This is a genomic window from Pseudophaeobacter arcticus DSM 23566 (genome assembly GCF_000473205.1).
Taxonomy (GTDB): domain Bacteria; phylum Pseudomonadota; class Alphaproteobacteria; order Rhodobacterales; family Rhodobacteraceae; genus Pseudophaeobacter; species Pseudophaeobacter arcticus.
In genome coordinates this window covers 1,500,153-1,514,443 of the sequence record NZ_KI421507.1, presented here as the reverse complement: position 1 = coordinate 1,514,443, position 14,291 = coordinate 1,500,153, and the positions used below count along the sequence as shown (strand labels likewise).

The 14,291-nt window shown below is 59.8% G+C and carries 13 protein-coding genes; 6 read left to right on the top strand and 7 right to left on the bottom strand.

Annotation, left to right across the window (positions count from 1 at the left end; translation table 11 throughout):
* Positions 1-191: 191 nt before the first annotated feature.
* From ntrX to dusB, 5 genes are all read right to left on the bottom strand, one after another.
* Positions 192-1,601: a nitrogen assimilation response regulator NtrX gene (gene ntrX, locus ARCT_RS0111245; protein WP_027240165.1), complete on the bottom strand. Its 1,410-nt coding sequence runs from the start codon at positions 1,599-1,601 to the stop codon at positions 192-194.
* On the bottom strand, positions 1,598-3,838 hold the full coding sequence (locus ARCT_RS0111240; protein WP_051361058.1) for a sensor histidine kinase NtrY-like: 2,241 nt from the start codon (positions 3,836-3,838) through the stop codon (positions 1,598-1,600). The genes ntrX and ARCT_RS0111240 overlap by 4 nt, the downstream gene beginning before the upstream one ends.
* A gap of 141 nt (positions 3,839-3,979) precedes the next feature.
* Positions 3,980-5,347, bottom strand: a complete 1,368-nt coding sequence (locus ARCT_RS0111235) for a sigma-54-dependent Fis family transcriptional regulator (protein ID WP_027240163.1) — start codon at positions 5,345-5,347, stop codon at positions 3,980-3,982.
* A 3-nt stretch (positions 5,348-5,350) separates the two neighbouring features.
* Positions 5,351-6,430 (bottom strand): two-component system sensor histidine kinase NtrB, encoded by a 1,080-nt coding sequence (locus ARCT_RS0111230; protein WP_027240162.1) that lies wholly within the window; start codon positions 6,428-6,430, stop codon positions 5,351-5,353.
* The gene (dusB, locus tag ARCT_RS0111225) at positions 6,427-7,413 is read right to left on the bottom strand and encodes a tRNA dihydrouridine synthase DusB (RefSeq protein WP_027240161.1); all 987 of its coding nucleotides are present in this window, start codon (positions 7,411-7,413) and stop codon (positions 6,427-6,429) included. The genes ARCT_RS0111230 and dusB overlap by 4 nt, the downstream gene beginning before the upstream one ends.
* A 235-nt stretch (positions 7,414-7,648) precedes the next feature.
* Between dusB and ARCT_RS0111220 the strand changes: the two genes are divergently transcribed.
* The 4 genes from ARCT_RS0111220 to ARCT_RS0111205 all read left to right on the top strand — a co-directional run bounded on the left by ARCT_RS0111220 (position 7,649) and on the right by ARCT_RS0111205 (position 11,194).
* Complete coding sequence (locus ARCT_RS0111220; protein ID WP_027240160.1) at positions 7,649-8,836, top strand: bifunctional 2-C-methyl-D-erythritol 4-phosphate cytidylyltransferase/2-C-methyl-D-erythritol 2,4-cyclodiphosphate synthase; 1,188 nt, start codon at positions 7,649-7,651, stop codon at positions 8,834-8,836.
* Positions 8,833-9,330: a phosphatidylglycerophosphatase A family protein gene (locus tag ARCT_RS0111215; protein WP_027240159.1), complete on the top strand. Its 498-nt coding sequence runs from the start codon at positions 8,833-8,835 to the stop codon at positions 9,328-9,330. The genes ARCT_RS0111220 and ARCT_RS0111215 overlap by 4 nt, the downstream gene beginning before the upstream one ends.
* Positions 9,327-9,878, top strand: a complete 552-nt coding sequence (locus tag ARCT_RS0111210) for a CinA family protein (protein ID WP_051360680.1) — start codon at positions 9,327-9,329, stop codon at positions 9,876-9,878. Before ARCT_RS0111215 ends, ARCT_RS0111210 begins: the two co-directional genes overlap by 4 nt.
* Before the next feature lie 134 nt (positions 9,879-10,012).
* Entirely contained in the window at positions 10,013-11,194 is a 1,182-nt protein-coding gene (locus tag ARCT_RS0111205; protein WP_027240157.1) for an ammonium transporter, read from the top strand.
* A gap of 142 nt (positions 11,195-11,336) precedes the next feature.
* On the opposite strand, the gene ARCT_RS0111200 is transcribed toward ARCT_RS0111205, so the two are convergent.
* On the bottom strand, positions 11,337-12,629 hold the full coding sequence (locus tag ARCT_RS0111200) for an MmgE/PrpD family protein (protein ID WP_027240156.1): 1,293 nt from the start codon (positions 12,627-12,629) through the stop codon (positions 11,337-11,339).
* Between the two features lie 28 nt (positions 12,630-12,657).
* Positions 12,658-13,104, bottom strand: a complete 447-nt coding sequence (locus ARCT_RS0111195) for a type II toxin-antitoxin system RatA family toxin (protein ID WP_027240155.1) — start codon at positions 13,102-13,104, stop codon at positions 12,658-12,660.
* Positions 13,105-13,180: 76 nt separating this feature from the next.
* On the opposite strand from ARCT_RS0111195, the gene hpt reads away from it, so the two are divergent.
* Positions 13,181-13,726, top strand: coding sequence for a hypoxanthine phosphoribosyltransferase (hpt, locus tag ARCT_RS0111190; protein WP_027240154.1), 546 nt, complete (start codon positions 13,181-13,183; stop codon positions 13,724-13,726).
* A 75-nt stretch (positions 13,727-13,801) separates the two neighbouring features.
* Entirely contained in the window at positions 13,802-14,233 is a 432-nt protein-coding gene (locus ARCT_RS25885; protein ID WP_051360679.1) for a GFA family protein, read from the top strand.
* The last annotated feature ends 58 nt before the right edge of the window (positions 14,234-14,291 follow it).

The window sequence follows — 14,291 nt, the reverse complement described above, 5'->3', positions numbered from 1 at the left end:
GCCCTGTCCTTTTGCAGCCCTGTCCCAGGTCGCAAAAGATCCCCCACGAGGTCCAGTCCCCAATACCCTCGGCGGTAGCGGGGCGGTAGCGGGGCGGTAGCGGGGAATGAGCTTGGGACAGTGTTGCAATCAGTCTCGGTCTGAGCAGTCTCGATTGCACTGGCCTCGATCTGACCGGCCCCCACCAAGCCTCAGACCATGTCGTCCTCCTTTTCCACATGGGCAATGCGCGCACCGGTCTTGTTGGAGGTCACAACCCCCAGCGATTTCAGCTTACGGTGCAAAGCGGAGCGTTCCATCCCGACAAAGGAGGCGGTGCGGCTGATATTGCCACCAAAGCGGTTGATCTGGGTCAGCAGGTATTCCCGTTCAAATGCTTCGCGGGCTTCGCGCAGCGGCAGGGTCGCCAGGGCACCGGACAAAACAACCCGGCCCTCTTCCACCACTTTTTCCTCTTCGCGCGGCAGATCCTTTGCCTCGATAGGACCGGTGCCATCGCCAAGAATCAGCACCCGTTCCACCATGTTCTTCAACTGGCGCACATTGCCGGGCCAGGTCATGGTCTGCATCAGCGCCACCGCTTCATCCGCCAAGGCGCGCAGTGGCAGTCCCTGGTTCTCATTGAACTGAGCGATAAAATACTCCGCCAACTGCGGGATATCCTCGCGTCGGTCCGCCAATGAGGGCACATTGATCGGCACCACATTCAAGCGGTGATACAGCTCCTGACGAAATCGATCTGCATTGATCTCTGCCTCAAGGTCCTTATTGGTGGCTGAGATGACGCGCAGATCAACCCGCACCTTGTCATTGCCTCCAACCCGTTGGAATTGTTGATCAACCAAAACGCGCAGGATCTTTGACTGGGTGCCCAGCGGCATATCCGCCACCTCATCGAAGAAGATCACGCCACCATGTGCCTGCTCCAACAGCCCCGGCTCTACGCCGCGCTCGGTGCTTTCCCGGCCAAACAGGACTTCCTCCATCCGGTCGGGTTCGATACCGGCACAGCTGACCGTGACAAAGGGCGCAGAGGCGCGCGCCGAATTGACATGAATATAGCGCGCTGCAATCTCTTTGCCGCTGCCAGCCGGACCGCTGAGCATCACCCGACCATTGGATTTGGTGACCTTGTCCAGCTGTCCAACCAGCCCACGGAAGGCCGCAGAAGAGCCGATCATTTCAGAGCCGCCGGTTTCCTTGCGCCGCAGATCGGTGTTTTCCCGCCGCAGCTGCGACGCCTCCATGGCGCGGCGGATGACCACCATCAGCTGATCAATATTGAAGGGCTTTTCAATAAAGTCATAGGCGCCCTGTTTGATCGCAGCCACGGCGATTTCAATATTACCATGGCCAGAGATGATCACCACCGGCACTTCGGGGGTGTCGCGTTTCACCGTTTTGAGAATATCGATGCCGTCCATCTGACTGTCCTTAAGCCAGATATCCAGAATGAGCAGCGCGGGCAGCTCCTGGTTGAGCTGCGCCATACACTCTTCTGAATTACCGGCCTTGCGGGTTGCATATCCCTCATCCTCCAGGATGTCAGAAATCAACTCGCGAATGTCACGTTCATCATCAACAATCAGAATGTCACTCATGTCAGACCTGCTTTCACTGTATTCCGGTTCCCCTGCTCCGCGCTGGCAGCTGCGGGCAGACGTATCACTGCCATGGCACCAGCATGTTGGTGCCCTTCAAAAATCGGCGCATCCTCAAGCGAGAGCGCCCCGCCATGTTCCTCGATAATCTTTTTCACGATCGGAAGCCCCAGACCCGTGCCCTCGTTTCGGGTGGTCACATAGGGTTCAAACAACCGGGCTCGGTCCTCTGGCAGACCGATGCCATTGTCGGCAATGGTGATCTCATAGCCGCCGGTCGGCGCCACGCAAAGCGCGATACGGATCTGTGGCTCCACCCTGGTATCTGGCTGCTTTTTGCGAAGCGTTTCAATCGCTTCCCCCGCATTCTTGATCAGATTGGTCAGCGCCTGCCCAATCATGGTGGAATCCAGATCCGCCCAAAGTGGCTGGTCTGGAAGTTCCGCCGAGATGATAACCCCGGGCTGGCCGGTCTGTTGCAGGGTCACGGCATCCTGCACCAGGCTCACCAGATCTTCTTCGCGGCGTTCGGGTTCCGGCATCCGCGCGAACTTGGAGAATTCATTGACAATACGACGCAAATCATTGGTTTGACGCACAATCACATCGGTCATGGACTGCAGCTTGTCGCTGTTCTCCTCCCCCAGCATCGGGGCAAATTTACGCTTGATCCGCTCAGCGCTGAGCTGAATAGGCGTCAGCGGGTTTTTGATCTCATGGGCAATCCGTCGGGCCACATCGCCCCAGGCCGCCATCCGTTGGGCACTGACCAGATCGGTCACGTCATCAAAGGCCACCACATAGCCTTCGAGTTTGCCATCATCGCCGCGCCGTCGTGACATCCGCACCAGCAGGTTTTCCAACTGCCCCTGACGGGTCACTTTGACTTCGCCCTGCTCCGCCTCGCCACCGCCGGCGACCAGCGTTTCAAACAGCGGACCAAATTCCGGGATCGCCACCGACAGAGACAGGGATTGCTGGTCCTCTTTCCAATCCAAAAGCCGCTCAGCCGAGCGGTTCACAAAGGTGATCTTGCCCTCATGATCCAGGCCAACAACCCCCGAGGTGACCGAAGACAGCACCGAGTCAAACAACCGTCGCCGCCGTTCGATCTGATTGGTATTCTCCAGCAGGGTGGCGCGCTGCGCCCGCAATTCATGGGTCATTTGGTTGAAATAATGCCCCAATTGGGAAATCTCATCACCACCATCTTCTTCGGGAACCCGCGCGTTCAGATCGCCGCCCCCAACCCGCTGGGCCGCCACCGTCAAGCGCCCAACCGGGCGCGACAGCCGTTCCGCGAACCAGATCCCCAGCCACATGGCCGCCAGGATCAGGATCAGCGCAAAGCCGATATACAAAAGGCCAAATTCAAACAGAACCCGGCCACGTTCGTTCTCGAGCTGTTGATACAGCAGCGCGGTTTCCTTGGTCTCGTCCAGCAGGTTCAACAGGGCGCCGTCAACGTCGCGGCTGATATACAAAAACCGGTCCACAAAGGCATTCAGCCGCACCAGGGCGCGAAACTCATTGTTGTCCCAATCCTGGATAATCCTCAGCCCTTCAGAGCTGGCCTTGGCAATGTCCTCAGGGCTGGGGCGCTCAAAATCAAACTCGTAAGAGCGTTCGCCCCGAGCGCGAATACGTCCAGTGCCATCAATGACATAGGCCTCGCGCAGCCCGCGTTGGATCTGCAATTGTCCCTGGGTCAAAACCTGGCGCAACTCCGCATCGTTGATGTAGTAGCTGCGGCTGCGACTTTGATCCAGAAATCGCGCCAGGGCCTCGCCATCGGTGGCAATACCGCGACGGTGTTCTTCCTGGTAAGCCTCTGCCGCGGACAGCGAGGTGCCAATCACCTGACGCACCCGCTGCGAGAACCAGCCCTCCAGCCCGACATTCACCGTGAGCACTGCAAACACCGCGACGATCACCGTCGGCCCCAGCGCCAGAAAGCCAAAGGCGCCAATCAGGCGCAGGTGTAGGCGGGATCCCGCCGACTTGGAGCGCCGCGCCGCAAACAACCGGGCGATCTGCGTCAGGACCAGGGCGGCGACCGCCATGACATAGACCATATCCGCCAGCAGAATCAGACGCAGCGGTCTGGACGAGGCGCCATGGCCAAGCGGACCAAAAATCAGGAAGGTCAGCAGCGCCAGAAGCGGGCCGAGCACCACCATTCCAAGGGTACCGATATTGCGGGCCTGACGTGTTTTACGCCAATGGTCCAAGGCCATAAATGCGCCCTGACCAATCCAAAATTGTGACTTTTGAGCCACTCGATACCCTCATTCTGATGTATGACCACATCGGCCAACCGCCATATATCGCGGTCATCACCAGTAAAAACCGGCGACGACCACAGTCATGTGGCGATATTACATCAGTTTGCGACGGCGTGTCACCTCAATATCCAAGTCGGTGATTTTCTTTCTCAACGTATTACGGTTGATGCCCAAAAGCTCAGCGCATTTTGCCTGGTTTCCGCCGGTCGCCGTGAGCGCAATTTCGATCAACGGAGCCTCTACTTCCCGTAGGATTCGCGCATAAAGCCCCGGAGGCGGCAGGATATCGCCATGCAGGTCAAAATAGCGCTGCAGATGACGGGCAACCGAATCTGCCAGCTTCTCGTTGACGGTGCCGCCGATGATTGGCCCGGCCTCGGTTTGCGGTCCCAAAGCCGCTGCAACCTCTGACCGCGAGATCTCCTCGCTGCGCGCCGTCAGAGCCAGCCGCCGCACCAGGTTTTCCAACTGGCGGACGTTGCCCGGCCAGGCGCAATGGCGCATCATCTCGCTGGCCTCTTCGCTGAACCGCCGATGTAGCGCCCCGTCATTTTCGGCCTTTATCAGGAAATGCGCCGACAGCAACGCGATGTCCTCGACCCTTTCGCGCAGACTGGGCACCCGCAATTCGGTCCCCGAGATCCGGTAGTACAGATCCTGGCGCAGCGCGCCGCTTTCCATCGCCGCAGCCGGGTCTTTTTGACTGGTCGCCATGATGCGCGGCGCATGGGTCCCCGGAGAATCCATCATCCGCACCAGCCGCGCCTGGGCCTCATCCGGCAGATCAACCAGCTCATCAATCAGCAGGGTGCCGCCCTTGACCTCGGCCAGCAGCCGGGCGGGCCCCTCCAGCGCCATCAGGTCGCTTTCAGAGGCGGTGACAAACGGCAGGGTTCTGCGATCAGAAAAATCATGCACGGCGCGGGCAATCAGCGATTTTCCAGTGCCGCTTTCACCGGTGATCATCAGCGGCATATCCGTGTTCATCACCCGCGCGATCAGCCGGTACAGCGCCTGCATGACCTCGGTCCGCCCCACCAATGGCAGATCTTCGGGGCGATCCTGTTCGACAACGGTGCTGCTGCTGGGGGATTTTTGCGTTTCCGCCAAGGCTTTGGCGGTTCGTTTCATCAGTTCCGGCAAATCAAAGGGCTTTGGCAAATAGTCATAGGCCTCTGCCTCGGCAGCCTTGATCGCGGTCATGATGGTATTTTGCGCCGAGATCACGATGACCGGCAGACCTGGACGGTCCTGCGCAATCTTTGGCAGCATTTCCAAACCGTTGCCATCCGGCATGACCACGTCTGAAATCACCACGTCACCTTTCCCTTCCGCAACCCAGCGCATCAGGGTGGTCAGCGAAGAGGTCGCATGCACCCGGCAGCCAGCCCGGGTCAGCGCCTGCGTCAGCACGGTACGAATAGTGCGGTCGTCATCTGCAACAAGAACGGTGCCGTCCATGGGTTAAATCTCCTGCGGTTCTGCGTCTTTTGGTATGCGGGACAGGGAAAGCCGGAACACGGTGCGTCCCGGCACCGAGTCAACTGAGATCCAGCCATTGTGTTCAGCGATGATCTTGCTCACCAGGGCGAGCCCCAGGCCGGTGCCGTTTTCACGTCCCGACACAAAGGGATCAAAGACATCCTCCCGGATTGCCTCTGGCAGGCCGGGGCCGTCATCTATTACTTCGATCTGCAAAGGCAGCAGCTTGCCGGTGCCATCGCTGCGGCGCATTCTGAAGGAATGCTCGTAGTAGCTGTGAATGCGGATGGTGCCGCCGCTTGGACCTGCCGCCTCTGAGGCGTTTTTCAGCAGGTTCAGCACCACCTGCAGCAGCTGATCCGCATCGCCCCAGGCAAGGGGCAGTGATGGGTCATAGTCCTCGGTGATGGTCATATTGGCGCCAAACCCCAGCAAGGCCGACCGCCGCGCCCGGTCAAGAACATCATGTAGATTGACCGGCTTGAACTGTGGTTCGCTCAGATTTCCGAACTGTTCCACCTGATCCAGAAGCTTGACGATACGGCGGCTCTCGCTGACAATTAGATCCGTAAGTTCAACATCTTCCCCAGAGAGGTTCATGCTCAGCAACTGCGCCGCACCGGTGATGCCCGCAAGTGGATTTTTGATCTCATGGGCCAGCATTTCCGCCATGCCGATGGCAGATTGCGCCGCCGATTTTGCGGAATGGTTCTGCGTCATCCGCGCCGCCAGCTCGCGCGGGGAGAGCAACAGCAGCATCTCGCCTTTCCGCCCCTGAACCGGGGCAATCTGCACCCCGCATTGCAACGGTGCCCGGCTGCGCGAGCCCACATCAATATCATTGACAAACAATGGCGTCCCCTGGGCCCGGGCGCGCTCGAATGAGGCCTCAATGGGGGCATCTATGGCGATCTGTTGCCAGACCGGCTGGTTCAGCAGCCCCCGGCGTGAGGTATTCAAAAAACCCTCGGCGGCAGCGTTTACATCAAGAATGCAATTGTCAGCCCCGATCAAAAAGGCCGGGACCGGAAGTGAGGCCCAAAGTGCGGCGTCCGAAATCATGCTGCTCCCTCTCGTTGCGGCTGGGACAAGGCATCCGGCAAAAGCCGAAGCACCTCAGCCGGATCTTTTTCAATCAAAACCGCGCGCCGCAGCGGCGCTGGGGTCTGGGCAAGATCCATGTACCAGCCCAGGTGCTTGCGCGCGACGCGCAGCCCCAGATCAGAGCCGTAAAAGGACAACATCGCCTCATAATGCGCTGAAACCATTTGGATAAGCTCGGCACCTTCAGGCACCTGCGGAGCCGCGTTTCCCCATAGGTCACTGGCAACCTGAGCCAAGAGCCAGGGCTTGCCCTGGATGCCGCGCCCGATCATCACCCCATCGGCCCCGGAGCGGTCCAGGGCTGCCGTGGCGGTCTGGCTGTCGACAATGTCTCCATTGGCCAGAACCGGCAGGCTCACCGCATCCTTGACCGCCCGGATGGCAGCCCAATCGGCGCGGCCTTTGTAAAACTGGCAGCGGGTGCGACCATGGATGGTGACCATCTGAACCCCTGCCGCTTCGGCACGGGCCGCAACGGATGCTGCGTTCAGGCAGTTGTCGTCCCAACCCAGACGGGTTTTCAGGGTCACCGGAATATCCACCGCCGCCACCACTGCCTCGATCAATGAGAGCGCGTGATCCGGCGTTTTCAGCAAGGCCGAGCCGGAATAGCCGCTGGTCACCTTCTTGGCCGGGCAGCCCATGTTGATGTCAATCATCCGCGCGCCGCGATCTGCCACCTGTCGGGCGGCCTCCGCCATCCAGCTGGCTTCGCGCCCGGCCAGTTGCACCGCAGTATTCTCCACATCGGCGCTCAGCTCGGCGCGTTCACGCACACCGGGCTTTGACTGCACCATTTCCTGGCTCGCCACCATCTCGCTGACCATCAGCCCCACACCAAAAGAGCGCACCAGATCGCGGAACGGGCGATCGGTGATTCCAGCCATGGGGGCCAGCGCGATTGGTGGGGTCATAGAGGTGGTTCCGAGGGTGAAGGACAATTGCCTAATCCTTGTGCGAGTGAGTGTTTTGTAGCCGAAGCCCGCGGTATTGGACAATGAATCCGCCCCTTGCAAGGGCACAACTCCCACCACTTGCCTAAATTTTAAGCACTTCACCGCAGGTGATTGCCTCTGGAACTGGCAGAACCTAAACATTCCACAGCACAGATCGAAGCCGGGCCAAAGCGCCGAGACACCAGATTTGGCACGACGGAACCAGAAGAGAGAGGGTTTTATGACCACTGCAGCCTTGATCGTCGCGGCAGGACGCGGCACCCGGGCCGGTGGCGGCCTGCCCAAGCAATGGCGCGCTCTCAAAGGTCAGCGGGTCATCGACTGGACCCTGCAGGCTTTTCGTGACGCCGGGATCAGCACAATTGTGCTGGTGCTCTCTCCTGAGGACCGCAGCGCCTGGGACAGTTTTGCAACCGACAGCGACCTTGTTTTGACAGCGGGTGGCGCCGAGCGGGCGATCTCGGTGCAAAACGGATTGATTGCGCTGCGGGATCTCAATCTTGCTCGGGCAGGATCTGCGCAGGGCCTGCCGATTTCCAAGGTATTGATCCATGATGCTGCCCGCCCCTGCACCAGTCAGGCGCTGATCGCATCGGTCATTGCAGCCCTGGACCACGGCCCCGCCGCCGCCCCTGCCCTTGCGATCACCGACGCGCTGTGGACCGGTGCTGAGGGGCAGGTCACCGGCACGCAGGATCGCACCGGGCTGTTTGCGGCGCAGACCCCGCAGGGGTTCCGGCTGGAGGCGATCCTTGCCGCCCATGCCAGCCATCCCGGCGGTGCCGCTGACGATGTCGAGGTTGCCCGCGCCGCCGGGCTGGAGGTTGCAATCATCGCCGGCGAGCCAGACAATATTAAGATCACCCGGCCCGAGGATTTTGCCCGCGCCGCCAGAATTTTGGAAACGGAAGAGAAAATGAATATCAGACCGGATGTCAGACTGGGCAATGGCTACGATGTACATCGCTTTGGCCCCGGTGACAGCGTCATCCTCTGCGGTGTCGAGATCCCGCATGATCGCAGCCTTCAGGGCCATTCCGATGCCGATGTCGGCATGCATGCGGTGACGGATGCGATCTATGGTGCTTTGGCACAGGGCGATATCGGCCAGCATTTCCCGCCCTCTGATCCCCAGTGGAAAGGCGCCGCAAGCGAGATCTTCCTGCGCCATGCCGCCGATCTGGCACGCGACATGGGGTTTCAGATCTCCAATGTCGATTGCACCCTGGTCTGTGAATACCCAAAGATTGGCCCCCATGCGCCAAAGATGCGCGCCGTCATGGCCGAAATCCTCGGGATTGATGCCAACCGCGTGTCGATCAAGGCCACTACATCTGAGCGCTTGGGCTTTACCGGACGCAGCGAAGGCATTGCCTCTCTTGCCACTGCCGCACTGGTGAAACCATGACCCTGGCCTCTGTAATGGCAACTGTTGGCGGCATTGGCTATTTGCGCCCCGCCCCCGGCACCTGGGGCTCACTGGCGGCGCTGCCGCTGGCCTACGGGTTGCATCAGTGGGGCGGCTTTCCTCTGCTGGCCCTTGCCACCCTCATCTGTACCGTGATTGGCATCTGGGCCACGGCTGCAATGACAAGGGGGCAGGCAAATCATGACCCGTCTGAAATTGTCATCGACGAGGTTGCCGGGCAATGGCTGGCGATCTGGGCGATTTCCTACCCGGCCTGGGCGCATGATATCTCGATCACCGCGCTGTGGCCCGGCTGGGTCACCGCCTTTGTTCTGTTTCGCCTGTTCGACATCTGGAAACCTGGCCCCGTGGGCTGGGCAGATCGCAAAGAAGGCCCTGTTGGGGTGATGATGGATGACATCATAGCCGGGTTCCTGGCCGCCCTTGGGGTGATGGTGCTTGCCGGATTCAGCCACGGAGTTTTGGGGCTATGAGCCAATCCCTCCCCAAGGCAGCGCCAGAGAAGGCAGTTCCAGCGACCCAACCCGATGTTGCCGGGCTTATTGCTTTGGCCGCGCAACTGGGCCTGACCGTGGCAACCGCCGAAAGCTGCACCGGCGGCATGGTGGCGGCGGCCCTGACGGATGTGCCCGGTTCCTCTGCCGTGCTGGATCGCGGCTTTGTCACCTATTCCAACCGTGCCAAGCAAGACATGCTGGGGGTGAATGAGTCGACGCTGGCAGCCTTTGGCGCCGTCAGCGAAGAAGTGGCGCAGGAAATGTGCGAGGGCGCGCTGCACCGGGCGGGCGTGGATCTGGCGGTCTCGATCACCGGCATTGCAGGCCCTGGCGGATCCGAACATAAGCCCGAAGGCCGTGTTTGCTTTGGCCTCGCCAGAACCGGCCAAAAGGTCATGGTGGAGACCATCGAATTTGGTGCCCTTGGCCGCGAAAATGTCCGGGCAAAAAGCTGCGCATATGCGCTTTTTCTCCTGCAGCGCGCTGTTTTGCAAATTGAACGCGATTTAGGCAAGAGCTCTTAAATTCCGCCTTATTTTTGATCACTTTCAAAAAAGCCCATGTTTTTGGCGCTTTTGATCCACGTGATGCTTTTTTCCTCACTTCAGATCAGGTCTGTGAGCCACCAACCACGCAAGCGGGATGGAAGGACGACCCCATGAATGGAGCTGATACAGCTTGGATCATTGTAGCAACGGCCCTGGTGCTGTTTATGACTTTGCCGGGGCTTGCCCTGTTTTATGGCGGCTTGGTGCGTGCACGAAATGTGCTCAGCGTCTTTATGCAATGCTACGCAATTGCCTGTTTGATGAGCATTCTCTGGCTCGCCTTTGGCTACACAATTGCCTTTGGACCCGGGGAGAGCGGCTATTGGGGCGGTTTGGACAAAATGTTCCTCAATGGCGTCACCGCTGAGAGCCTCAGCGGCACCCTGCCCGAGGTTCTGTTCTTTGCCTTTCAGATGACCTTTGCCATCATCACCCCGGCGCTGATTGTGGGCGCCTATGTGGAACGGGTTGGCTTTGCCTTTGTGCTGACCTTTTCGGGGCTGTGGATGCTGTTGTGCTATGCGCCTGTGGTGCACTGGATCTGGGGTGGCGGCATCATGGCGGATGGCGGCATCTTTGGAGAGATCGGCGTCAGGGACTTTGCCGGTGGCATCGTGGTGCATGAAACCGCCGGTCTGGCGGCGCTGATCATCGCGATCTTCCTCGGCCCCCGCAAAAACCGTACCACCCCGCCCCATAACCCCGGCTATGTGGTCATTGGCGCTGCGATGCTCTGGGTTGGCTGGTTTGGCTTTAACGGCGGCTCGCAGCTGGCGGCAGATGGTGGCGCGGCCATGGCGCTGACCGTCACCCATATTTCCGCCGCTGCGGCCTCGCTCACCTGGGCGCTGTGGGAGAAGATCAAATACGGCAAGGCCTCGGTTGTGGGTCTGGTGACAGGCACCATTGCAGGCCTTGCTTCGATCACCCCGGCCAGCGGTTTTGTTGGCCCCATTGAGGCGCTGATCATTGGCGGTATCGCCGGTATTCTCTGTCAGGAGCTGGTCAATCTGGTGCGCAACAAGCTGCATATCGACGACACGCTGGATGTGTTTGCCGTACACGGCGTTGGCGGCATCTTTGGCACCATCATGATCGCGGTCTTTGGACAGGGTGCCTGGGGTGCTCAGCTGGGCGCGCTGGCGGTGGTCGGCATCTTCACCACCGTTGTCACCATTGCCCTGATCAAGATCGTCGGCGCCTTCACATCTTTGCGCGTTGACGTTGAAACCGAAACAAACGGGCTAGATATCTCTGTGCACGGCGAACGCGCCTACGACATGACCAGCTAACAAAGCGAGCGTGCCCCTCTTGGGGCCTGTTCTCTCGCGGCAAATGCCACCACTCACGCGGCATGGATGCAGCAGCTTGCAGACTGTGCTACTGGCGGGCTTCCCAGATTTTGGGGAGCCCGTTTTTCATTTCACCACCAGATTAGAAAAACGGGGTGACATCCGCCGCAGATCCTGCCCCCTGAAGCACCGACCACAGTGCCGCACTGCGCGAGGGACCCAACAAGGCCGCAGCCTTGGCCAGCAGCCGCGCTTCGCGTGCCTCATAACCCACCGGCGCCTGCAGGTCATGGCTGGCCTCCAGGCGCTTGCCGTCGCGCCGCACCAGCGTCACATGCGCCGCTGTCTCGGCGAGGCTGTCATCTGCCTGCACATGGATCTGATCACGCAGGGCAACCAGCCGTGGATCCCGGCACAGCGCATCGCTGTAACTGTCCAGCCGCGCGGTGTCTTTGCCAAGCGCCTGCAGGGCCAGAACCGTCCGGTAGGAAAACTTTGCCCCCAGGCCTGTATCCGGCGCGGGCTGGTTGCACACGGTCATCCAGCGCGGATGGGTGCGCACCGTCAGGCTGGCGATCTCGGGCGCGGCCAGATCCAGGCTACGAGAGGCCTCCAATGCCGCATGCAGCCCGTGACAACAGGCGTGGAATTTATGGCTGATGGTTTCAAACAGCCAGACCTGCCCCAGATCCTGCAGCGCCGCCTCCAGGTTACCTTCACCGTGATGGGTTGCCCCAAACCCCAAGGTGCCCTCCATGGCCCCGGGGTTTGCCTCAAACCCCGCTTTGATCAACTGGGCGACTTCAACCCCGGCGGTGGCAGCCAGTCCGGCATTATAGGGCTTACCCATGGTGCCAAATTGCGCCTTCAGCCCCGCCGCGCGGGTGGCGCAAAGCCCCAGCGCCATTTCCATCTGATCGGTGTTCAGCCCCAACAGCCGACCCGCGGCCACCGTGGCACCAAAGGCCCCAGCCGTTGCCGTCTGGTGATAGCCCTTTTGGTAATGCGAGCGCCCCAACCACAGCCCCACCCGGATAGACAGCTCCATGCCAAACAGCGCCGCCTCGATCACCTGTTGCAGGCTGTTGCCCTGAAGTTCGCCAAGCGCAAAAGCTGCAGAGAACACCGCCACCGAGGGGTGGCCGATATGGGCAAAATGGGTGTCGTCATAGTCCAGCGCATGCGAGATGGTGCCATTGGCAAGCGCCGCCATCCGCGCGGGCACCTGGGTGCCGCCAAACAGGGTTGCCTGCGCCGCCCCGGCCTCGGACAGGGCCTGATCACGCAGAATCCGCGACACTGGTTCTGCGGTTCCGGCACAGCCACAGGCCAGCCAGTCCAGCGCCGAGAGCCGCGCCATCTGGCGGGCCAATACGGAGGGCTTTATCTGTGACGTTGCAAAAGCGGCCAATTGGCCCGCGAAGGGGGTATTCATCGTTCAGGCTTCCTGTGTTCAGGGCAGCCTAGCCATATAGCTCAGCCGCGCGACGCTCGAATGCCTTCACAATACGCTGCATTGCCTCGTTGAAGACAACCCCGATGATGCCTTGCAACACCGCATTTTTGAACTCAAAATCAACAAAGAAGGTGACATCACAGGTGCCATCTTCGCGTGGCGCAAAGCTCCAGTTCGACTTCATGTGGCGAAAGGGGCCATCCAGATATTCGGTATCAATCTTCATATCATCAGCAAATAGCGTCACCCGGCTGCCAAAACGCTCGCGAAATACCTTGAAAGAGATCACCAGATCCGCCTCCATCACCTCGGCCGGGCCCTGCTGGCTGCGGCTGCGAATGCGCGCGGCGGCGCACCAGGGCAGGAATTTTGGATATTGCGCCACATCCGCCACAAGCCCGTACATCTGCTGTGCGGTATAGGGCATCTGGCGGTTTTCTGAGTGAACTGGCATGAGCGACATCAATTTTCTTGCTATGATCGTGCCGCGTCATGTCCTATGAACGCGCGGGAATTTCAAGGGGTCAGCCATGCCACAGCGTCCATATGTCATCGATGTGATGATTTCAGCCAAAACTATTGCAGCGCGCATCGAAGAGCTGTGTGACGATATCACCCAGGAATTTGGCGACACGGATAAGCTGGTTGTTGTTGGCCTGCTGCGCGGCAGCTTTGTCTTTATTGCCGATCTGGTGCGTGAGCTGGACCTGCCGATCGAGGTCGATTTCCTGGAGGCTTCCTCCTATGGAGACGCCATGGAAAGCAGCCGGGAAGTGCGCATTCTCAAAGACTTGCGCGGCGCAATTGAAGGGCGTGATGTGCTGGTGGTTGAAGATATCGTCGATACCGGCCACACCCTGAACCATGTCACGCATCTGCTGGAAAGCCGCAAACCGGCGCGGCTGAAATCCATCGCCCTGCTGGACAAACCGTCGCGCCGCGAAGTGGATTTCCGCTCCGATTGGATTGGCTTTGAAATTCCCGATGAATTTGTCGTGGGCTATGGCATCGACTTTGCGCAGCGCAATCGCAACCTGCCCTATATTGGCAAAGTGCGTTTTACTGACGAAAGCTGACTGACTGGCGGTGACTGACAGGCGGTGGCTGACGGGCCCCCATTGTCCCGCGCCACACTTAAGAGGGAGCGCCCCATGACGGAATTCCTTGGTGGCTGTTTATGTGGCAGCGTTAGGGTGACTGCAAAAGGCCAACCCTACCGGGTTGGTATTTGTCACTGCCTTGACTGCCGCAAACACCACGGAGCGCTGTTTCACGCCTCCGCCGTTTTCCCAGAAGGCTCCGTGACCATCACAGGTCCAACCCACAGCTATGCGGGGCGTTTCTTCTGCCCCAAATGTGGCTCTTCGGTTTTTTCTCGCAGCGAAGATGAGATCGAAGTTCACCTCGGGATACTGGACCAGCCGAACCAGCTCACGCCGACCTACGAGCTGTGGACCATCCGCCGGGAATCCTGCCTGCCCGATTTTGCAAATACCACGCAATATGAGCAAGATAGGGAGAGTGACAACAGGTGCGAGGACGGGCGTAAGGACGGGCGCGAGGGGGAGAAAGAAATCCCATGACAGGCATCACAACGTTGCAGGTCTCCACCTGATGTGATGCCTGCCGTCTGGGGCGTTT